Source organism: Mammaliicoccus sp. P-M59, from assembly GCF_022386135.1.
Taxonomy (GTDB): Bacteria; Bacillota; Bacilli; order Staphylococcales; family Staphylococcaceae; genus Mammaliicoccus; species Mammaliicoccus sciuri_A.
The window spans coordinates 178,633-201,462 of the sequence record NZ_JAJNJJ010000005.1; the positions used below are offsets into that span (position 1 = coordinate 178,633).

A 22,830-nucleotide genomic window follows, 5' to 3' on the forward strand; every position below is an offset into this window, starting at 1 on the left:
TTAGCGTTTTGTTTAATTTAAACGTTATGATTTTTGAGATATTTCTTGTATATATGCTAGTGCTTGTCTTTTTTTCTCTTTGTTTAAACCACGTAATAATTGAATGGCATCATTAATAATTTGTGAATCTTCTTCATCTTCGTATGCTTCTGGTACGTTTACCCAGCCCATAATATAAGCGGGTGTTGTAGACAGTGCGATTGATAATTTTTCAACTACTGATGGTGTTAATTTAGATGTTTGACCTGTTTCATATCTGGAAATGGTCGACTGATTGACGTTAATCAGTTTAGCTAATTTATACGTGCTAAATCCGAGTTCTTCTCTTCTTTGTTTAATTCGATATCCTGTTTGATTCAATGCTTTCACCTCAATCACTTCAAATGATGATCTATTAATTCTATTATATCTGATTTAAGTTGTGATTTGTAATTTTCAGATACGAATGATACTTTATTGACCAATAAAAATTCATTTGCTATAATTCGAACTAATCGAATAAAAGCTTTCTAGGGTTCCGTAACTGAGCGGTTAGTCTGGACCGAGAGAAAGCCGCAAGTTGATACTTGTGACACGGAGGGATAAAAGCCTGGGAGACTTATTAAATAAGTTTCCTGGGCTTTTTAATTTAAGGAGGAAAATTTAAATGAACTGGATAAAAATTATCATTGGCGCAATATTTGAAGTTGGTTGGGTAGTCGGCTTAACACATGCAAATAATACATTTGAATGGATTCTAACAGTTATCGCGATTGTCGTAAGTTTCTATTTATTAATTAATGCATCTAAATATTTACCAGTAGGCACTTCGTATGCTGTATATGTTGGATTAGGTGCAACCGGGGTAACCATTGTAGATTTCGCATTATTTGGTGAACCTGTTGTTATCGGAAAAGTTATTTTAATCGTGACGTTAATTATAGGTGTCATTGGCTTGAAACTTGTAACACGTGAAGAGGAGGGTGCATAACATGGCATGGATTGTATTGATTTTGGCAGGTTTATTTGAAATGTTAGGCGTATTGTTTATGAACATTTATGCAAAACGAAATAATATTCCATCGTTATTAGGACTAGGGTTATTCTTTGTATTAAGCTTTATTTGTTTATCCATCGCAATGAATACAATACCTATGAGCACGAGCTATGCAATATGGACTGGTATCGGTGCTGTCGGCGGTGCGTTATTAGGTATTATATTCTACGGGGAGTCTAAAGAATTTAAACGTATATTATTTATCGGCATTATTCTAGCAAGCACGATAGGTTTGAAGTTAATCAGTTAATATTTAATAGCTTATAAATCATAATTGATTTCCATCCATTCGTTGACTTCTTTGAAACCAAGCTTTTTGTATACTGGTTTACCTAAAGTAGAAGCGGCGAGGAAGATTTTTTTGATATTTCTTGATTCAACATCTTGAATGAGTTCAGTAATGATTTTTTGGGCGATGCCTCGTCCTCTAAAATCTGGGTGTGTATAAATATTAGTAACGTATGCTCTTTCACCTGAAGGGTTTGTGAACGATGGTGGAAATGGGTAATAGATAATCGCACCACTTGCGATAATTTTATCGTCAACAATGGCTAATAATTGATAAAGAGATTTGTTCGTTAACATGTCCGTGAAAAATTGTTCAAGTTCAACATCTATATTAGGTGTTGGGTTAGAACCTTCATCAATTAATTGCGCTTTGCGTAATTCGACTAATTCACTTAAATCTGAAATGGTTGCTTGTCTAATAAACATATTTAACCTCCTTAATATCTATATAAATGGGTATATATTATTATAGATGATTTTATACAACAACTTAAATTAAAGTGGGGATAAAATGAAAAAAATATTAATGACAGGTGGAACAGGTTTAGTTGGATCAGCTTTAGTAGCACATTACTTAAATACAGATAGTGAAATTTATATATTAACAAGAAGTGATAGAACGTCAGATGAACCGTTTGTGCATTATATTAATTGGTCTGAAGATGGTTGGGAAGAGTATTTACCTCAAATTGATATCGTGATAAATCTTGCAGGTGCAAGTCTCAACAACCGTTGGACAGCAGAGCATAAAGAAGCCATTATGAAGAGTCGTATTGAATCGACTAAGCGACTATATGACTATTTTGAAAAGCAAAATTATGCACCGAAAGTATTATTTAATGCGAGTGCAGTTGGATACTACCCGCCGTCTAAAGTTGTTTCTTACGATGAGTATGATCAGTTTCTATCACATGATTTTCTATCGACTGTCGTAGAAAGATGGGAACAAACAGCATGGCTATTTGATAAATTAGGGACGAGAGTCGTTATAGGTCGATTCGGTGTTATATTATCCAGTGAGGGTGGTGCACTACCTACAATGGTTAAACCGTATCAATTCTTTGTTGGCGGTCCACTTGGTTCAGGTAAGCAATGGATGAGTTGGATTCATATTGATGATTTAGTAAAAGGTATCACTACGCTCATTCAAAATGAACAATTTAAAGGTGTTTATAACTTATGTAGTCCTCATCCAGTTCAACAGGATGAATTGGGCAAATCTATTGGGAAAGCAATTCATAGACCACATTTATTGCCAGTACCCAAATTTGCATTGCGCTTGTTATTGGGAGAGCAGTCTACCGTTATTCTAGATGTACAAAAAGTATTCCCTAAAAAGTTGCAAGAACAGAACTTTGAATTTGAGTATCCATATATAGATGATGCCATTAGTCATTTATTAAAATAAATATTAATTATAGAAGAGAAGTGAAAAACTTCTCTTTTTCTTTTGACTTATATACAAAACAAATGTATGATAATGAATATTAATACGAATTATAGTATATTTATTATAAAGGTGGGTACTCAATGAATCAGTTTATCGCATTAACAGAAAAGTATAGCCCGAATAATTATAGTCCATTAGATATAGTTTTGACTGAAGGTAAAGGTGCACATGTCAAAGATTCAGATGGCAATACATATATTGATTGTGTTTCTGGATTCTCGGTTCTAAACCAAGGGCATGGTCATCCTAAAATTATTCAAGCATTTTTAGATCAAAGTCAAAAGATTACAATGACTTCTAGAGCTTTGTATAGTGATAATTTAGGCACTTGGGAAGAGAAAATTTGTAAGTTAGCCAATAAAAATAAAGTTTTACCTATGAATACTGGAACTGAAGCGGTAGAGACTGCCATCAAAGTAGCAACGAAATGGGGTCAAGATATCAAAGGTATTAATGCGCTTGATGCTGAAATTATTGCGATGGAAGGTAATTTTCATGGTCGAACAATTGGTTCGCTATCCTTATCATCAAACGATAGTTATAAAGAAGGCTTTGGTGTACTAGCAGGTAATATTAAATACAGTGAATTTGGCAATGCTGAAGAAATTGCTTCTCTTATCACACCAAATACAACAGCGATCATCTTAGAACCCATTCAAGGAGAAGGTGGCGTTCATATCCCACCTGAAAATTTCATTAAAGATGTTAAAACTTTGTGTGAGCAACATCAGATTCTATTGATTGCAGACGAAATTCAAGTAGGATTAGGTCGAACAGGTAAGATGTTTGCGATGGAATGGGAAGGCGTTGAACCTGATATTTATTTATTAGGAAAAGCTTTAGGCGGCGGTCTCTATCCTATTTCTGCGGTCGTAGCGAATGATGATGTCATGCAAGTATTGACGCCAGGTACACATGGTTCAACATTTGGCGGAAATCCTTTAGCATGTGCTGTTTCAATTGCAGCTTTGGATGTACTTATAGATGAGTCGCTTCCTGAACGTTCGCAACAACTTGGTGAAAAATTATTAAATGGTTTGAAAAAAATAGATAGTCCAATTATAAAAGAAGTGAGAGGACGTGGGTTGTTTATCGGTATTGAACTTAATGAGCAAGCACAATCAATCGTATCAAATATTAATGAACAAGGTGTCTTATGTAAAGAAACACAAGGCAATATTATACGTTTAGCACCACCACTCGTTATTGAAGAACAAGACATTGATACTATTGTTAATGTCATTACACAAACAATAGAAGAAAAATCAAAACAATATCAATCATAGAATTTATATATAAAGTGAGTAAGGCATAAATCGATGTCTTACTCACTTTTCTTTTATGTTAAAATTTCCTGGGTATATATTTATATACACTCATTTTTCAATGAAGGGAAGGATAATATGAAAATAGCAATAGTAGGTTCAGGTAATGGTGCCGTAACCGCTGCTCTAGACATGATATCTAAAGGGCATGAAGTAAAATTATATTGTCGTAATCAATCTATTCATAAATTTGATAAAGCTTTTGAACGAGGTGGCTTTGATTTTATAAATGAAGGTGACAAGACATTTGTTAAGTTTACTGACATAAGTGATGATATGTCGTATGTATTAAAAGATGCAGAAGTGATACAAATGATTATCCCTTCATCATTCATCGAACATTATGCGAAAACGATGGCGCCTCTTATTAACAATGATCAACTGATCTTATTCAATATCGCAGCAGCTATGGGATCAATTAGGTTTATCAATGTGTTAGAGAAAAAACATATTGAAACAATGCCGAAGTTTGCTGAATTGAATACATTAACGTACGGGACACGTGTGGATTATGATAAAGCAGAAGTGAATTTATCTCTTAACGTTCAGAAAGTACACTTCTCAACATATGATAAAAGCTATTTAACAGAAAGCTTTAAAACGATTAAAGAACTATATCCTTATATCGTTAAAGAAGAAAGTCTTTGGAAGACAAACTTAGAAAACGGGAATCCAGAAGTACATCCAGGTCCAACATTATTAAACGTAGGTAGAATAGACTATGCAGATGAATTTGCCTTATATAAAGAAGGTATTACACCTCATACTGTGAAGTTATTGCATGCAGTCGAATTGGAAAGATTGTCACTAGGTAGAAAATTAGGTTTCGAACTTAATACAGCAAAAGGTGCACGAATAGAACGCGGTTACCTATCAAATGATGATGAAGACGAACCACTTAATAAATTATTCAATACAAGTCCAGTATTTTCACAAATCAATGGACCAAACGAAGTAGAAAATAGATACTTAACAGAAGATATCGCATATGGTTTAGTACTCTGGTCAAGCTTAGGAAAAGTAATCGGCGTACCAACACCAAACATAGATGCCATAATCGTAATCGCTTCAACAATATTAGAGCGAGATTTCTATACAGAAGGTTTAACAGTAGAATCATTAGGATTAGAGAAATTAGGATTAGAATAGAAAAACGCTTAGCTCATCTGCGAGCTAAGCGTTTTTTCGATTTATTAAGCGACACTTTTAAATAATGATCTACTAATTATTGCGGCTATTACTGTTAATAATAGTGTTAAGATACCGATACCTATCCATGCGTATTGTACGAATACGTATCCGCCTAATATGGTTAATAAACTTGATCCTACATAATAACCTAATAAATATAAAGTTGAGGCGTGTGATTTGCTTGATTCGGTTAATGTGGCGATATAACTACTTTGAATGGAATGTGCGCCAAAGAATCCGAATGTCATTGCGGCGATTCCTAATATATCAAGTGGTAAGTATGTTATGAATGTAAGAATAATACCTACAATCATGATTGTTATGGCGATTGCATATGCTTTTTTTATACCAAGTTTATAACTGAGTTTTCCAAAGTTAATGGAGCTATACGTACCTATTAAATATAAAATAAATATAAAGGCAATCGTAGACTCACTAAGTGAAAATGGTGGATGTTCGAAACGTACCGTTATATAACTGTATATTGTGACAAAGGTACCCATTAATAAGAATGCTAGTGACATTGTTTTTAAAACGGCTGGGTTCTTTAACAGCTTTCCGTATTTAATGAAATGTTGTTTCGGTGATACCCATTGTGGTGTTTGAACTGTTGAAGTTGGTAATAAAATAACCATTAATATTGCGAGTATTAAATTAAGAATACTGAGTGACGCAATCGCAACTTGCCAATTCGCGATGTCTGTTAGAATACCAACAACTACACGACCAGACATACCTCCAAAGGTCGTTCCAGCTACATATAAACCCATTACTTTACTGACTCTATCTTTATGTACTTCATCAGCTATATATGCCATTGCGATAGAAGGCACACCACTTAAAGCTAATCCCATCAGACCACGAATGACGAGAAATAAATGGAAGTTCGTTACGAATACACTGATGATAGATAATACACTTACAAGTAATACAGAAATAGACATCATACGTTTCTTCTCAATATTGTTGAGCATCGGCACTAAAATTAAACCAATACCAAGCATAAAAGTAGAAACGGATAAAGTTAAACTGATATCAGATAGCGACACGTTAAAATATTGACTTAGCCCATTAAATATTGGTTGCGTAACATAAAGGCTAGAAAAAATGATGAATCCTGCTAATAATAATGAAATAGATCTCTTTTTCTGTTCACTTGTCATATTGTATCTCTCCCTACAACAATAATCATAACGCTAAAAAAATCATTTTTCGAAAAATATGCATATATTATTCAATTGTAATTGTGATATATTATAATAATCTGAATTTTTAAGTAAGGGGTGGGAATATGAGATACGAAATAGCTTTAGAGAAAATTGTACCTGCTTTGAAAAAGGTGAATGGAGTGTTATCAATATTCTTAAAGGGGTCTATTGCTAGAGGGGAAAATGATGCATATTCTGATTTAGATATTTATGTCATGTTAGAACGCGAGGTACAAGTTGAAGAAGTATATGACAGTATTGTAGATGCACTTGAGCAATATCAACCGCTTTTATATAAAGAATTAGTGGAAATTATTTGTCCTCAAATTGTTGGTGTATTTGCAGATATGTTACATATAGATTGTTATATTGTTCATGAACATGATTATCCTCAAACAGATGATATAAAAGTGATATATGACCCTAATGGTAAATTGAAGGAATATGTTAAAAAAGACTTAAGTATAACTGAAGAAGTATTTATAGATTCAGCATTAGATAGTTGTTGGTTTATCTTTCAATATGATCATATAGTTGGGAGAGGACAATATTTATGGACGACTCAAATGATTGATAATGCACTTAATCATGCAATTAAAGTGTTGTTATATAAATATTATCCTGAGAAAGCAGTACTAGGTAAAAAAGCTGCTCATCATCTGCCTTCTGATATTTATTCAAAGTTAAATCATATAAATGATTGTAATAATTCTATAAAGCATAGAGAAGCGGTTACTCAATATATGAATCTTTACCAAGACTATATTAAAGACATGGTTGAGGAATATTGGGTTGAAGGATTCGAAAAAATATATGACTATTTATATAAAAAATATGCATAATTAGACACCAGTCATAGTGACGTCACTATGACTGGTGTCTATATATTTACATGTGAGTATAATTTTTGAAAAGATGATTCTGATGCGCGTATAATGTAGTTAAATTAATGGGAGGTACGATTATGATAGAAATTTTAGGGCACCATCATATTTCGATGCTTACGAAAGATGCTAAGTTAAATAAAGATTTTTATGTAGAAAAATTAGGGCTACGTTTATATTTAAAAACAGTGAATCAAGATGACCCTTCTATGTATCATTTGTTCTATGGTGATGAGGTTGGTTCGCCTGGTACTTCTTTAACATTTTTCGAACTTAAACCGATGGGACAAACTTATAAAGGTACGAATTCGATTTCAAGAATTGGCTTGTTAGTACCAAGTGAAGAAAGCTTAAATTATTGGAAAGATCGTTTTGAAAAGCTTGATGTTGACCATGACGCTATTGGTATTTATAACGGTATGACAGCTTTACATTTTAGAGATCATGAAGGATTGGAAATGGTGTTATTACCTAATGGTGAACGTAAAGTGCCGCAAAGTTGGCGTCATAACAGATACACAGATGTACCAGAAGAACATCAAATTATGGGTATGGGTCCTGTTGAATTTAAAATTGATGATGTTTCAGAAATGAAAAATTTCCTGGAAAATGATTTGCATTTTGAGTTAGTAGATTCTGAAAGTGAATTATTATATACGATTGATTTTGAAGGATTGTATAGCGATATTATATTGAAGGAAGTAGAAGGTGAAAGAGAAAGACCTGGTAAAGGAAGTATTCACCATCTTGCATTATCCGTTGCAAACGATGAAGAATTAAATAAAGTGAAAGAATTATTAGATGAAAAAGGCGTTGTACATTCTGGAATAGTAGATAGAGATTTCTTTAAAAGCTTATATTATAGACACTCACATATATTAATCGAATTTGCGACAGAAGGACCAGGTATGCCATATGATGATGTGTCACAACTAGGACAACAGCTAGACTTACCAGGATTTTTAGAATCAAGAAGAGCAGAAATTGAAAGTAATTTAGAACCTATTTAATAGAAGAATGTCGGGTTCTAACGCTCAAGAGTGAAAAACAAGATCGTTAGAAATTCTAACGCTCAAGAAACACAGACAAGATCGTTAGCGGGCAAAAAAATTAAAAAAATGAGAGAAAACCTGGCGCTAACGCTCAAGAGTGAAAAACAAGATCGTTAGAAATTCTAACGCTCAAGAAACGCAAACAAGATCGTTAGCCCTTCATATATACAAACAAAAGCACCTTTTGACTCGGTCAAAAGGTGCTTTCTTCTATATTTTACGTTGTTGCTTCTTTATTAATCTCACTGTGATAAACGAGGTGATTGGAATGGCGATACTTACAGCGATACCGCCTAATAATATGGTTATGATTTCAGCTGCAAATATTTTAGCATTGATTATTTCGCCAAAGGTGTAATTTAATTTACCAAACCAGAAAAATAACGTGATTTGTCCGCCTATATAGGCGAAATAAATTGTATTGGTTGTTGTTGATAGGATGTCTCTTCCTATTGTTAAGCCAGACTTGAATAGTTGTTGCAATGATATTTTTGGATGGGCTTCATATAGTTCGTACATTGGAGAACTAATGGATATTGTTAAATCAATCACTGCTGCGATTACGGCTAATACAACTGTAAATACCATGAGTTCGGCATAGTTTATACCTACATTCATTGAAAATATATACGTTTCATCTTGTTCTTCTTCAGTGAACCCTTGCAACATTGAAATATCTACAATGAAATAGATTAATCCTATTAAGATAAGCGTAGATATAATGGTCGCGAAAAAGGCAGCAACTGTCTTAGTATTATAAGCATTAATATAGAACAAGTTAATACACGTAATAATTAAACAGAAGATGATTAATACGATGAATATAGGCGCTTTATAAATGATGAGTAATAACGCAATAAACAACGTCAGCAAGTTTAAAAATAACGTTACAAACGATCTAAATCCTTTCTTACCACCAACGATGATCATAAGAATGAGTAATATACTGGCTAAAATAAATGTCGTCATTATTTAGCCTCCTCTCTTTGCATGAACATCATTGCAACAAATATTGTGATAGGTATCGTAATCACAATACCAATGCCACCCATGAGTGCTCTCGTAATTTCTAATGACCAATTCATGGATAAGGTATACGTGATTGTATTGCTATTTTTAAAGTAAAGAATAATCATCGGAATGCTACCAGATAAATAAGCAAAGAATAAAATATTCGTCATTGTGCCCATAATATCTTTACCAATGTTTGTGCCAGATTGACGCAATTGTTTCAATGAAATTTCGGGATGTTGTGCTTTAATCTCATATAAGGAACTTGTTAACGTAATAGCAACATCCATAACCGCACCAAGTGAACCTATGAGCACAGACGCAAGGAATATTTGTGTCGGTTGAATCGTTAAGAAACTCATCGTTTCATATTTAACACCGTCACCATTCGTAAACATCATGACAAGTTGAGCGATACCAATACTTAAAAATGTACCTAATAAAGTTGAAATTATCGCAACAAAAGTTCTCCGCTTAAAGCCACTAACGAGCAATAAGGATACGATCGTTGAGAATATAACTGTTGCCGTCATTAATATAAAGAAGTGATGATTATTATGTTTCATGAAATAATCAATCATCAATAGTAGAACTGTGACATTAATAATGAGTGAAATAATGGAATATAGTCCTGATTTTCTACCGACGATAAGTAAAGTTAATAAGAATAAACCAGTCATTAACGTGACAGCGCCATCTCGTTTTAAGCCTTTTATAATAGCGGTGTCTTCTTTACCTTTATAGGATAAGAGAACTTGGTCGTTTACATGGTATTTCTCAGAATCCGTTAAAGAATCCGTGTATTTATGAGGAATCGTAATGCGGTCTCCTTTATGCTGGCCATTCTGAATCTCTAAATGGATTTGTTCTTTATGTAACGTATCTTTATTTTTATTTTGGTCAATCGTTGTTTGTGAAGATTGATGTGTAATATCCGTAATTTGACCAATCGGTGTTTTGTAATATTGCGCATTGTGTTGGGTGAATATATAGGCTACTACGACGCATACAATAAATATGAGTATCGCAACATTAAATGGTTTCGTTAATTGTTGTTTGATTTTGTCATTCATGTTTTGCCACCATCATTTTTCTTTAATTTGAACATACTATAGTATACGTACATAAGTGGTGTACTTCAATTATTTCCATGTTTCAGCGCAAGGTAGTGAATCGCGTTTTCTAGCTTTTGAGACATAAGGATGTCCTGCTACCGTGAAACGTAAAGGTTTGTCAGTCCATATGCCCTTATTTGGTACGCCAATTCTTGCTGAACGTTCGATTTGTTTAGGGTATCTTCTATTTGTTGTATCGATTTTTAAGCAATTGGCATTAAGTTTAGTGCCGTCTAATGCTTTAGATATTTGCATCGCTTGCGTGAATTTGCCAGGTCCATTAGTTAATTCTATACCTGTTTTGCCGTTACGGTTCAGAGACATTTGTTCAATACCATGTTCAGGTTCTATCGCTCTAATTAAGACACCTTGAGGTTCACCTTCAACTTGCGTAACAAAGTTAATCAGTAGTTGTTTGTGCATAGAGTGTGCATAGATCGTTCCACCCTCGCAATACAAAGATTTCACGCTTTTAGTATTTCTGCCATTGAATGAATGTGCTGCTTGATCGTGTTTACCAATATAAGCTTCCGTTTCAACGATATAACCTGTATATACGATATCGTCTGTTTCGTGAATGATTTTGACGCCAAGTAAGTCAGCAGCAATTTCTTCAGTCGTTCTATTGATAAAATCCATTTTGAAAATATCCTCCTTAATGATACGTTGCTTGTCTTTGCAATAAAGAACGTGTATGTTCAATAAAAGTCTTTAATTTACTGTTTTGATTATTGTCTTGATAAACAATGTTAATCGTTCTTTTAAGTTCGGTATGTGTTAACGGGATTTTTGTGAGTTGTTCATTTTCAATACCATTACTTAAATAATCTGGCACTATGAGTACGCCTTTTTCAGATAGTAATGTTTGTCGTAATAATGCAAAATTTGAAATCGGGTAAGTCTTCTGTGATGCATGTTTACGTATTAATTGTGATATTTGATCAGGTAATGTGTTGAAATGGTAAATGTATTGCTGGCTCAATTGTGATAAAGGCGGTTTAGGGTTCATTGATAAATCGTTGTTATTATGAACGTATAAATTATATGTTTCTTCGAATAGTGTATGTTTAATAGTATGTTTATTGTTTGTAAGTTTCGGTGTAAGTTCGCATAACGCGACATCTATTTGGTGAGATAATAAGCCTTCTTCAATTTCTAAGGGTGTCATCATCATAGGTCTAACTTCTATTTTGAAATCTCGCTCGTAAGTCTTAATAATAGCCGGTAATGCTTGTGATACATAACTTTCTGTATAAGCGAGTTTAATAGAACGACGATCTGAATGTTCTTGGTGTATAAATAAATCTTTCGTTTCTTCTATTAAGTTTAAAATTCTATTTGTCTGTGTAAGTAAGAGTTCGCCACTGTCCGTTAATTTTACATTTCTACCTTCTCTTAAAAATAACGTCGTGTTTAATTCTTTTTCTAAATTCGCAATTTGTCTACTGACCGCGGACTGGGCAATCTCTAGCTCGAGCGCAGCCTCTGAAATATGCTCTCTTAAAGCAACTTCTCTAAAATAAATTAATTGTTTTATCTCCATATTCAACACCTCATTATTTATATTATCTAATTTTTAGATATATTTCATCTATTTTATATATTGTTAAGATAAGTCCTTGTAAAGTATGATATAGACTATCAATTATTGAAGATTCTGAAATTTATTGTTGAGGTGATGTCGTATGTCATTTAAGAAAGATAGAAGACAACTTGGCCTATATGATTCGATGGACGAGCATGATGCTTGCGGGATTGGCTTTTACGCCAATATGGACAACAAAAGGTCACATGAAATTGTACTAAAATCAATTGAAATGCTTTGTAGGTTAGATCATAGAGGTGGAGTTGGAGCTGACGGAATTACTGGTGATGGCGCTGGTATTATGACAGAAGTCCCTCACCTCTATTTTAAACAAAAATTAAAATTAAATTTACCTGAAGAAGAACATTACGCAGTAGGTATGTTCTTCACTGATGAAAAAATAGCTGGCAGTGAACATGAAAAGAAGTTTAATGCGTACTTTGAAGAAGAAGGATTAAAAGTTATTGGATACAGAGATGTTCCATTAGATACATCAGTATTGGCAGAACATGTCGAAGCGACAATGCCTTGTATTCAACAAGTGTTTGTTGAAAATCATTCAAGTGAACACTTTGATCGTTCATTATTCATTGCACGTAAACAAATTGAAAGATATGGCGATGAACAAGATTTAGATTTATACTTTGCAAGTTTATCTAGACGCACAATCGTATATAAAGGTTGGTTGCGTTCAGACCAAATTAAAGGTTTATATATTGATTTGTTAGATGAAGATTATGTTTCTAAATTTGGTTCTGTACATTCGAGATTTAGTACGAATACATTTCCAAGTTGGAAAAGAGCGCATCCCAATAGATTATTAATGCATAATGGTGAAATTAACACGATTAAAGGTAATGTTAACTGGATGCGTGCAAGACAAGATAGATTAATTGAAACGATTTTTGGTGATGTAAAAGATAAGATTGGAACAGTGCTAGATGAATCAGGAAGTGACTCATCAATCGTTGATAATGCACTAGAGTTCTTAAGTTTAAGTATTCCTCCAGAACAAGCAGCAATGTTATTGATACCTGAACCGTGGTTATATAATGAAACACAAGATCCTAAAATTAGAGCCTTCTATGAATATTACAGTTATTTAATGGAGCCTTGGGATGGTCCGACAATGATTAGTTTCTGTGATGGAGATAAACTTGGTGCATTAACAGACCGTAATGGTTTAAGACCCGGTCGTTACACAATTACAGATTCTAATGAAATTATATTTTCTTCAGAAGTAGGCGTTATTGACGTTGAAGAAGAACATGTTGTTTATAAAGGGCAACTCAACCCGGGTAAACTTTTATTAGTGGATTTTAAAGAGAATAAAGTTATCGAAAATGATGAATTAAAGCAACGTATCGCAAGTGAATATCCATATGATGAGTGGGTAAGTCATAAAGCGTTAAACGTAAATGATACAGTGGCGACACCTTCACATGTTGAAGAAGAGAAATTATTCCAATTACAACGTCGTTTCGGATATACAAAAGAAGAAATTAATAAATATATGTCAGAACTTGTGAGTGAGAAGAAAGATCCAATTGGTGCGATGGGCTTTGATACGCCAGTCGCTGTGTTGAGTACGAGACCAGAATCGTTGTTTAACTACTTTAAACAACATTTTGCACAAGTTACGAACCCACCAATTGACTCATATAGAGAGAAAATTGTTACAAGTGAATTGGTTTACTTAGGTAAAGAAGGTAACTTGCTACAACCACATCAAGATAATACGAGAAGAATTCAATTAAATCATCCAGTATTATCGAAAGCGCAACTTGAGCAAATTCAAGATAGTGAATTTAACGTTGCGGTGATTCCGACGACTTACACAGGTTCACTTAAAGAAGCTTTAGATGACTTAGGGCAAACTGTATCGAAAGCCGTTAAAAATGGTGCTGAGATTATTGTCTTAGAAGATGAGTCTGTTGAAGATTTAGAAGCGGCGTTTGCAATGCCGATATTATTAGCGGTTAGTCACATTCATCAACACTTGATTAGAACGGGTCAACGTTTAGATACAAGTATTGTGGCATATTCTGGAGAGTGTCGTGAAGTGCATCATTTAGCTACATTAATAGGATATGGTGCGAATGCTGTTGTGCCTTACTTAGCACATTATACGATTGAAGATTTAACTGCTGCGGGACGTCTTGAAGGTACAGTTGAACAGAATATTGATACGTTTAGTCAAACGTTATCAGCTGGTGTGATTAAAGTAATGGCTAAAATGGGTATTTCAACTGTTCAAAGTTATCAAGGTGCACAAATCTTTGAAGCAATTGGGTTAGGCAAAGATGTTATCGATCAATACTTTACAGGTACTCCGTCTAAACTTTCTGGTATATCAATTGATACGATTGATAAAGAGAATAAAGCGAGACAATCTGAACAGATTAAATATTTAAATTCAGGTAGTACTTTCCAATGGCGTCAACAAGGTGAATATCATGCATTCAATCCTAAAACAATTCATTTATTACAACATGCATGTAGAGATAATAATTTTGAAATGTTTAAAGAGTATTCTGAAGCTGCAGATAGTGAACGTATGAGTCACTTAAGAAACTTACTTGATTTTAAATCAGATCGCGCAATTGATTTAAAAGACGTAGAATCTGCTGACCAAATTGTGAAACGCTTTAAGACAGGTGCAATGAGCTTCGGTTCTATTTCTCAAGAAGCGCATCAAACTTTAGCAGAAGCAATGAATAGAATTGGTGGACGTAGTAATAGCGGTGAAGGTGGAGAAAATCCAGAACGCTTTATTATTAAGCCGGATGGCACTAATTATATGAGTGCTATTAAACAAGTCGCATCAGGTCGCTTTGGTGTAACGAGCGATTACTTACAACATGCTAAAGAAATTCAAATTAAAGTCGCACAAGGTGCTAAACCTGGTGAAGGTGGACAATTACCTGGTACAAAAGTTTATCCGTGGGTAGCTGAAGTACGTGGTTCAACACCGGGTGTAGGATTAATTTCACCACCACCTCACCATGATATATATTCTATTGAGGACTTAGCACAACTGATTCATGACTTAAAGAATGCAAATAGAAAAGCAGACATCAGTGTTAAGCTCGTTTCTAAATCTGGCGTAGGTACAATTGCAGCAGGTGTTGCTAAAGCTTTTGCCGACAAAATTGTCATCAGTGGATATGACGGCGGTACAGGTGCATCACCTAAGACAAGTATTCAACATGCCGGATTACCGTGGGAGATTGGTTTATCTGAAACACATCAAACGCTTATGTTAAACGGTCTTCGTTCACGTGTAACGTTAGAAACTGACGGTAAATTAATGACTGGTCGTGACGTTGCACTCGCTTGTGCGTTAGGTGCAGAAGAGTTTGCATTTGCGACAGCACCTTTAGTCGTGCTTGGCTGTATTATGATGAGAGTATGTCATAAAGATACATGCCCAGTTGGTATTGCAACTCAAAATGGCGACTTACGAAAATTATATACAGGTAAAGCAGATCACATTGTAAACTTCATGTATTTTATTGCCGAGGAAATAAGAGAGATTTTAGCTTCATTAGGCTTAAAAACGATGGACGAACTTGTAGGTAGAACGGACTTGTTATCAGTATCAAACAGATATTACGCTCATCCTAAAGCGAGAGAACTTGATTTAGAGGCACTTTTATTTGTAAATGAAGGTGAAAGATACCGCTCTATGAATCAAAATCATCACCTTGATGTCGGATTCGATTTAACGAAATTATATGAAGATGCAAAAGCATCAATCGATCATGGTGAAAAATTTGTTGGTAGTTATAACGTTCGAAATACTGAAAGAGATGTTGGTGTTATTACAGGTAGTTATATTACAGAAGTGCACGGTGAACCTGGTTTACCAGAAGATACAATAAGTGTTAAGACGTTTAAACATGCTGGACAAAGTTATGGTGCATTCACGCCTAAAGGTATGACGTTACATCATACTGGTGACGCTAACGATTACTTTGGTAAAGGTTTATCCGGAGGTAAATTAATCTTAAACGCACCTAACGAAGATAGAGAAGACAATATTATCGTCGGTAATGTTTGTTTCTACGGTGCGACAAGTGGAACATCTTATATTAACGGTAGAGCTGGTGAACGTTTCTGTGTAAGAAATAGTGGCGTTAACGTCGTTGTTGAAGGTGTTGGCGACCACGGATTAGAATACATGACTGGTGGACGTGTCGTCATTTTAGGTGATGTAGGACGTAACTTCGGTCAAGGTATGAGTGGTGGCGTATGTTACGCATTGCCAACAGATGTTGAAGCATTCAAAAAAGATAATGAACTTGACACTTTAGAGTTTGAAACATTAAAAGATCCAGATGAAATTGCGAATTTAAGACACATGTTAGAAGAACATGTTCGATATACAAATAGTAAAAAAGCAAAAGCAGTGCTTGCGTCATTTGACACAATTGTAGATAAAGTGGTTAAAGTGATTCCGAAAGACTACAAACTTATGATGCAGAAGATTTCACTACACAAATTAGAAAACGAAGAAGATGCACTGTTAAATGCATTCTTTGATGATCGAAAATCTATTGGTGATGAAGAAGAACTGGCTTCGGTATATTAAGAAGGAGGGCATATTATGGGTGAATTTAAAGGTTTTATGAAGTATCCTAAGCAACAACTTGATGAGTTGCCGTTAAAAGATAGAATTAAAGGATATGACGCATTCCAACAACGTTTTACTAAAGAAGATGCAGCTACACAAGGTGCGCGTTGTATGGATTGCGGAACACCATTTTGTCAAACAGGCTCATCATTCGGTAGAGATACAATAGGTTGTCCAATAGGTAACTATATACCAGAGTGGAACGACTTAGTGTATCGCAAAGATTATGAAGAAGCATATGCAAGATTATCAGAAACAAATAACTTTCCTGAATTTACAGGTCGAGTATGTCCTGCGCCATGTGAATCTTCATGTGTCTTAGCGATTAATAATGATTCAGTCGCAATCAAAGGGATAGAACGTACAATAATAGATGAAGCGTATGATATGGGACTTGTGAAACCTAAGTTTCCTGAGCATCGCTTAGAAGAAAAAGTAGCCATTATCGGTAGTGGTCCAGCAGGCTTAACAGCTGCAGAAGAATTAAATTTACTTGGCTATAATGTGACTGTATATGAGCGTAACCATCGTCCAGGTGGTTTGCTTATGTACGGCATACCAAGTATGAAATTAGATAAAGAAGTTATCGAACGCCGTGTGAAACTAATGGAAGAAGCGGGTATCGTCTTTAAAACAGATGTTAATGTGGGGAAAGACATCACGAAAGAGGAACTAGATGAACAGTATGATGCAATTATTGTTTGTACAGGCTCACAAAAAGGACGAGACCTACCATTAGAAGGACGCATGAGCTTCGGTATACATTTTGCGATGGAATATTTAACAGAGCAAACACAATTACAAATGGGAGAAATTGACGAACCAACTATAACAGCAAAAGGTAAAAATGTGATTGTAATCGGTGCGGGTGATACAGGTGCTGACTGCGTAGCAACAGCATTAAGAGATGACTGTAAATCAGTCGTCCAATTTAATAAATATGTAAGACTAACAGATAAAATGGAACAAAATACAGCTTGGCCATTACCAATGCCAATTTTCAAGTTAGACTATGCGCATAAAGAATATCGTGAAAAATTCGGATTCGAACCAAGAGCATATGGTATTCAAACAATGCGTTACGATGTTGATGAAAATGGTAATATTCGCGGTCTTTATACGCAAGTATTAGAAGAAACTGAAGACGGCATGGTGATTGTCGAAGGTACAGAACGTCATTGGCCAGCAGATTTAGTCCTATTATCAATCGGTTTTGAAGGTACAGAACATTTAGTACCACATTCATTCAACTTAAAGACAGAACGAAATAAAATCGTAGCAAATGAAAAAGACTTCAGAACAAATCAAGATAAAGTATTTGTAGCTGGAGATGCAAGAAAAGGTCAAAGTTTAGTCGTTTGGGCAATAAAAGAAGGGCGTGCAGTCGCAAAAGCTGTAGATGAATCCTTAAAGAAAAAAATTACAATTTAATTTTTGTGATTTTTGTTGACATCAGTAATGGCATGTTATAAGATAAATAATGTCTTATTTGGAGGAATACCCAAGTCCGGCTGAAGGGATCGGTCTTGAAAACCGACAGGGGCTTAACGGCTCGCGGGGGTTCGAATCCCTCTTCCTCCGCCATTATTTTTAAAATATCCAAGACTATATATATAAAGAACACTGTCCGCTTTTGTGGGCAGTGTTTTTTGTTGTGAAAAAATATTATATTGGATGCGGAATTGGGCGCGGAGTGGAGATTGAGTTGTAGGGTGGAATATAGGGGATATAGATATAAGGGGTGCTGTTAGGGACAGAATTCCGAGAAATGTCTCTAAGAGGCGTTGTTAGGGACAGAATTCCGAGAAATGTCCGTAAGGGGTGCTGTTAGGGACAGAATTCTGAGAAATGTCCGTAAGAAGTGTCGTTAGGGACAGAATTCCGAGAAATGTCCATAAGAGGTGTCGTTAGGGACAGAATTCCGAGAAATGTCTCTAAGGATACGAGTTCTAACTACCAGAATTCAGAATAATGGAAGTTAGCGGATTCTAACTACCAGAATTCAGAAAAATGGAAGTTAGCGCACTCTAACTACCACAATTCGGAATAATGGAAGTTACAGCATTCTAATTACCACAATTCAGAATAATGACAGTTATTCCAACCAAACTCCAACCAAACTCCAACCAAACTCCAACCTAACTCCAACCTAACTCGCGCATATGTCCAACCTCATATACTCATGCGTTTATGACAATTTCTTTTGTTTTCACAAATGGATAACAACTTTGCTATAATATAAGAATATTCTGATAAAAGGTCGTGTCTTAATGAAAGCAAAGGGATTAAATAGAGGAGATGTGGTGGGTGTTGTAGCATTAGCGAGTCCGCCAAACCAAAAGCATTTAAAGAACGGGTTGAAACTTTTAGAAGAGAAATATGGTATTCGGTTTAAACTAGCGAAAAATATAGACCGCGTTCATGGTCATTTAGCGGGAACGGATGATGAACGATTAGATAGTTTGCATGACATGTTAGAAGATGATGAAGTGAAAGGTATTATATGTGCTTGCGGTGGTTATGGTACACCTAGAATTGTAGAACGTATTGATTATAATCTTGTAAAAGCACATCCTAAAATTATATGGGGATACAGTGATATAACATGCTTACATAATGCTATTAGACAACAAACGGGGTTGGTAACGTTTCAAGGTCCTATGATCGCATCTGATATAGGAGATACTTATAATGAGATTTCTATTGGGAGCTTTGAACAGTTATTTAATGGTGAAACTGTGTCTTATCCTACAGATCAATTAACGTTTAAATCGCTAGTTGGTGGTCACGTTGAAGGAGAAATTGTTGGTGGTTGTTTATCTTTACTTGTTTCAAGTTTAGGCACACCATATGAAATCGACACTAAAGATAAAATTTTATTTATAGAAGATATTGGGGAAGTGCCTTATAAGGTAGATGGATTTTTACAACAACTCAAATCTGCTGGCAAGTTAGATGATGCTTCTGGATTTATTTTCGGACCATTCACAGATAGCGAGCCTAAAAATCCGGAAAAATCTTTAACGATGAAAGAAGTGTTAGATGATTTTATAACGCCATTAAATAAACCAGCAGCATATGATTTGAATATTGGGCATTGCACGCCGCATTTTGCGATACCGTTTGGAACAGAAGCTACATTAGATGTGGACAATAAAGTGTTAAATATAGCGTCAGGTGTAATTATAGAATAAAGGGGAAGTTATATGTTTATAACAGATATAAAATACTATAGATATGAAACACCTTTGAAGAAACCTTTTAAAACAGCACTGAGAACAGTAGAGGTTATTGAAAGTATATATGTATTTATTGAAACGAATTATGAAGATGTTATAGGTGTTGGTGAAGCTGTACCTACATATGTTATTACCGGTGATACAAAAGGTGGTATAGAAGCTGCGATTGAAGAGGTCTTTAAGCCACTACTAATTAACCGACCATTAACGAAAGACTTACTAGATGAAATTCATCAAGTCATCGTAGGTAATACAAGTGCTAAAGCTGCAATAGATATCGCACTTTATGACTTATTAGCTCAAGAAGCAGAATTGCCTTTATATCAATATATTAAGCATAACCCGGGAAATAAATCGTTAGAAACGTGTTATACCGTGAGTCTAAATGATGCTGACGAAATGGTAGAAGATGGTTTGCGATATGTAGAAGATGGCTTTAACCATTTGAAAATAAAAGTGGGTAAAGATGATGTCTCAACAGATTTAAATAGATTACAAGCATTACGATCTTCTTTACCAAGTGAGGTTATTTTAAGTGCGGATGCAAACCAAGCATGGGATGAAAAAGGTGCGCGTCATGCATTGAAACATTTTGATGAAGCAGATTTGAATATTGAGAGTATTGAACAACCTGTCGGGAGATATGAGTATAAGGTACTAGGTGCGCTATCTCAAGCATTCAAAATACCTTTAATGGTAGATGAAGGATTGTTTAGTATACATGATGCCGAGAGACTTGTAGAAGTTGGTGCAACAAATATATGGAATATTAAACTGATGAAAACTGGTGGTATTCATCAAGCTTTAAAAATACATGATATTGCTAAAGGTGAAGCGATACCTTGCATGGTTGGATGTATGATGGAAACACATGTATCTGTAACGGCAGCTTTGCATTTTAGTTTAGCAGCAGAACAAGTGAATCGTGTTGATTTTGATGCACCTTTAATGGTAGTTGAGCGACAAGTTGAAGGTGGTATTACTTATGAAGGTGCTAAAGTAACCGTTTCAGAAGGAACAGGGTTAGGAATAGATCGTGAATCTTTATATAAGAAGGTGAGCTCATGATTAAATATTGCAGAGTAAATGTCGGGACAATATGGAGAAGCTTTGATAAAGCTAGAGAAATTGATAGAGACGGTATCATGTATCCAGCAGATATTCAACGTTGGTTACTTGAACTTAATTTAGAACAGAAATTATCTTTTACGGAAGATAGTAGAATAGATACGCAAATTCTTTATGGCGAAAAAGTAGAAGTCGTAGAAGAACAAGATGGTTGGAGTTACGTTATCTGTTTAGAGCAACCGTCTAAACAGAATCCAAAGGGATATCCAGGATTTATTCCGACGAGTCAATTAGGTGAGATGAAGGCGTACGATACACATCCACGCCTTCGTGTTAATGTACCTAAGACGACATTGTTTAATTTAGATTTTACTACGAAACAAATTCTGTCATTTAATACAATTTTACCTATTATTAAGAAAGATGAGCCTTTTATTGAAGTTGATACACCTGAAGGCAAGGGTCTTATTAGTGCGAATGATGTAGAATTCAGTGATGAATCTGGTGCATTCGAAATTGGCACAATGGCAGGTGTCATTGAAAATGCGAAGCGCTTTTTAGACTTACCTTATTTATGGGGAGGGATGTCTAGTTATGGTTATGATTGTTCAGGATTATGTTTCCAAATGTACAAAAGTCAAAACTTCCACATCCCCCGAGATGCTGATGAACAATATGAAGCAATGACGGATGTTTCGATAGCATCACATGACTTTTTGCCAGGTGATTTACTGTTCTTCAGTAAACCAGAAGATAAAGGCTTCCTATCACATGTTGGCATATACATGGGAGAAGACATGATGATTCACGCGCCGCATACACCGAAAAGTATCGAAATCATTAAATTATCAGGTAGTTATTATCAAAAGATATTAGCTAAAGCTGCACGATTATCAAATATCTAATATAGATTGAATAATATATGACCCAAATTGGTGAGAGAAATCAATCGCCTTTTTGGGTTTATTTGTGTTGGATAAGAAACAATAATAATATAGCTCGCCTTCATGTTGGATAATACCTACATCATTGACAACGTTGTCGTACTCCCCTGTCTTAGAGTGGAAATTAAGTGTATCTTCGTAAAATGATCGATAGATTGAAACTTTATCATTTAAATGTTGGTCATTCATGATGTTCATCATGTCTTGATGATTTTTATGTTCTGCAATAAAGCGTAGTATATGAATCATATCTTGAGAAGACGTTGTATTCTGTTTACCTTCACTTATTGCTTCTGCATCCATCATATAACGATTTAACTGCGTTTGTTCACATTGCAATGTTTCTTGAATAAATAAGTTAATATGTTGAAGTCCGAAATGATCGATTAATGTATTCGTTGCCGTATTGTCTGAAACAACGATCATTAAGTAGATTAAATCTTGAATGCTCAGTTGATCGATATCCATATTTTTTAGAACACCACTGCCGCCAACTTTATCATTGATTTGAACGAGTGCTTTTCTATCTTCTTGAGTCGTGCTTTCATAAATATAAATCATAATAGGCAATTTAATTAAACTTGCTGATTCAAATATTTTTTCGTGATGATGGTTTGTGAAAATGATGGAATCTCCTTTTGCAAAATCGAGTGCAACGTTGTCATGATCGATATATTCATGTGTTAAAAAAGACATATGAAAAACCTCCTTTACACAATCATACTACATTATTTATATAATATTAATTGTAAGCCTTTACATACTTGTATATACAAGTTATAATTCAACTAAATAAAG

20 protein-coding genes, 1 tRNA gene and 1 riboswitch are annotated in these 22,830 nt (G+C 34.8%); of the genes, 13 read left to right on the top strand and 8 right to left on the bottom strand.

The features are described 5' to 3' along the window. Positions 1-24: 24 nt before the first annotated feature. Positions 25-360, bottom strand: coding sequence for a helix-turn-helix domain-containing protein (locus LQ617_RS09600; protein ID WP_025906138.1), 336 nt, complete (start codon positions 358-360; stop codon positions 25-27). A gap of 138 nt (positions 361-498) precedes the next feature. Then, positions 499-598: riboswitch (guanidine-I (ykkC/yxkD leader) on the top strand. 48 nt (positions 599-646) lie between these two features. Here LQ617_RS09600 and LQ617_RS09605 point away from each other — a divergent pair. Both LQ617_RS09605 and LQ617_RS09610 read left to right on the top strand, forming a co-directional pair. Further along, the gene (locus LQ617_RS09605; protein ID WP_025906137.1) at positions 647-970 is read left to right on the top strand and encodes a DMT family transporter; all 324 of its coding nucleotides are present in this window, start codon (positions 647-649) and stop codon (positions 968-970) included. Position 971: 1 nt separating this feature from the next. Further along, positions 972-1,286 (top strand): DMT family transporter, encoded by a 315-nt coding sequence (locus LQ617_RS09610; RefSeq protein WP_037589390.1) that lies wholly within the window; start codon positions 972-974, stop codon positions 1,284-1,286. An 11-nt stretch (positions 1,287-1,297) separates the two neighbouring features. Here the strand turns inward: LQ617_RS09610 and LQ617_RS09615 are convergent, their stop codons facing one another. After that, positions 1,298-1,750: a GNAT family N-acetyltransferase gene (locus tag LQ617_RS09615; protein ID WP_037589389.1), complete on the bottom strand. Its 453-nt coding sequence runs from the start codon at positions 1,748-1,750 to the stop codon at positions 1,298-1,300. Between the two features lie 85 nt (positions 1,751-1,835). Between LQ617_RS09615 and LQ617_RS09620 the strand changes: the two genes are divergently transcribed. From LQ617_RS09620 to LQ617_RS09630, 3 genes are all read left to right on the top strand, one after another. After that, entirely contained in the window at positions 1,836-2,732 is an 897-nt protein-coding gene (locus LQ617_RS09620) for a TIGR01777 family oxidoreductase (RefSeq protein WP_037589388.1), read from the top strand. Positions 2,733-2,854: 122 nt separating this feature from the next. Next, positions 2,855-4,060, top strand: a complete 1,206-nt coding sequence (gene rocD / locus LQ617_RS09625) for an ornithine--oxo-acid transaminase (protein ID WP_239740224.1) — start codon at positions 2,855-2,857, stop codon at positions 4,058-4,060. A gap of 117 nt (positions 4,061-4,177) precedes the next feature. After that, complete coding sequence (locus LQ617_RS09630) at positions 4,178-5,248, top strand: NAD/NADP octopine/nopaline dehydrogenase family protein (RefSeq protein WP_232174549.1); 1,071 nt, start codon at positions 4,178-4,180, stop codon at positions 5,246-5,248. Positions 5,249-5,292: 44 nt separating this feature from the next. On the opposite strand, the gene LQ617_RS09635 is transcribed toward LQ617_RS09630, so the two are convergent. Beyond that, positions 5,293-6,453: an MFS transporter gene (locus LQ617_RS09635; RefSeq protein WP_239740225.1), complete on the bottom strand. Its 1,161-nt coding sequence runs from the start codon at positions 6,451-6,453 to the stop codon at positions 5,293-5,295. Between the two features lie 128 nt (positions 6,454-6,581). Between LQ617_RS09635 and LQ617_RS09640 the strand changes: the two genes are divergently transcribed. Both LQ617_RS09640 and LQ617_RS09645 read left to right on the top strand, forming a co-directional pair. Next, positions 6,582-7,340, top strand: coding sequence for a nucleotidyltransferase domain-containing protein (locus LQ617_RS09640; protein ID WP_239740226.1), 759 nt, complete (start codon positions 6,582-6,584; stop codon positions 7,338-7,340). A gap of 122 nt (positions 7,341-7,462) precedes the next feature. Continuing rightward, positions 7,463-8,392, top strand: coding sequence for a VOC family protein (locus tag LQ617_RS09645; RefSeq protein ID WP_239740227.1), 930 nt, complete (start codon positions 7,463-7,465; stop codon positions 8,390-8,392). A 252-nt stretch (positions 8,393-8,644) separates the two neighbouring features. On the opposite strand, the gene LQ617_RS09650 is transcribed toward LQ617_RS09645, so the two are convergent. The 4 genes from LQ617_RS09650 to gltC all read right to left on the bottom strand — a co-directional run bounded on the left by LQ617_RS09650 (position 8,645) and on the right by gltC (position 12,103). Beyond that, entirely contained in the window at positions 8,645-9,403 is a 759-nt protein-coding gene (locus LQ617_RS09650) for a YibE/F family protein (protein ID WP_107572934.1), read from the bottom strand. Beyond that, positions 9,403-10,518 (bottom strand): YibE/F family protein, encoded by a 1,116-nt coding sequence (locus LQ617_RS09655; protein WP_239740228.1) that lies wholly within the window; start codon positions 10,516-10,518, stop codon positions 9,403-9,405. Before LQ617_RS09655 ends, LQ617_RS09650 begins: the two co-directional genes overlap by 1 nt. A 69-nt stretch (positions 10,519-10,587) precedes the next feature. Continuing rightward, complete coding sequence (locus LQ617_RS09660; protein WP_037589379.1) at positions 10,588-11,199, bottom strand: DNA-3-methyladenine glycosylase; 612 nt, start codon at positions 11,197-11,199, stop codon at positions 10,588-10,590. A 16-nt stretch (positions 11,200-11,215) separates the two neighbouring features. After that, a complete protein-coding gene (gene gltC / locus LQ617_RS09665) occupies positions 11,216-12,103 on the bottom strand; it encodes a glutamate biosynthesis transcriptional regulator GltC (protein ID WP_037589378.1) in 888 nt (295 codons plus the stop codon). A 142-nt stretch (positions 12,104-12,245) separates the two neighbouring features. Between gltC and gltB the strand changes: the two genes are divergently transcribed. The 6 genes from gltB to LQ617_RS09695 all read left to right on the top strand — a co-directional run bounded on the left by gltB (position 12,246) and on the right by LQ617_RS09695 (position 21,993). Then, entirely contained in the window at positions 12,246-16,739 is a 4,494-nt protein-coding gene (gltB, locus tag LQ617_RS09670; RefSeq protein ID WP_239740229.1) for a glutamate synthase large subunit, read from the top strand. A 15-nt stretch (positions 16,740-16,754) separates the two neighbouring features. After that, positions 16,755-18,212, top strand: a complete 1,458-nt coding sequence (locus tag LQ617_RS09675) for a glutamate synthase subunit beta (RefSeq protein WP_025906111.1) — start codon at positions 16,755-16,757, stop codon at positions 18,210-18,212. Between the two features lie 60 nt (positions 18,213-18,272). After that, positions 18,273-18,365, top strand: a tRNA-Ser gene (locus tag LQ617_RS09680). A gap of 686 nt (positions 18,366-19,051) precedes the next feature. Then, positions 19,052-19,975: a S66 peptidase family protein gene (locus LQ617_RS09685; protein ID WP_239740230.1), complete on the top strand. Its 924-nt coding sequence runs from the start codon at positions 19,052-19,054 to the stop codon at positions 19,973-19,975. Between the two features lie 12 nt (positions 19,976-19,987). Next, positions 19,988-21,088, top strand: coding sequence for a dipeptide epimerase (locus tag LQ617_RS09690; protein ID WP_239740231.1), 1,101 nt, complete (start codon positions 19,988-19,990; stop codon positions 21,086-21,088). Next, entirely contained in the window at positions 21,085-21,993 is a 909-nt protein-coding gene (locus LQ617_RS09695; RefSeq protein ID WP_084756629.1) for a C40 family peptidase, read from the top strand. The genes LQ617_RS09690 and LQ617_RS09695 overlap by 4 nt, the downstream gene beginning before the upstream one ends. Here the strand turns inward: LQ617_RS09695 and LQ617_RS09700 are convergent. Beyond that, positions 21,982-22,728 (bottom strand): serine hydrolase, encoded by a 747-nt coding sequence (locus LQ617_RS09700; RefSeq protein WP_206166531.1) that lies wholly within the window; start codon positions 22,726-22,728, stop codon positions 21,982-21,984. The two genes, LQ617_RS09695 and LQ617_RS09700, sit on opposite strands and share 12 nt — an antisense overlap. Between the last annotated feature and the right edge of the window lie 102 nt (positions 22,729-22,830).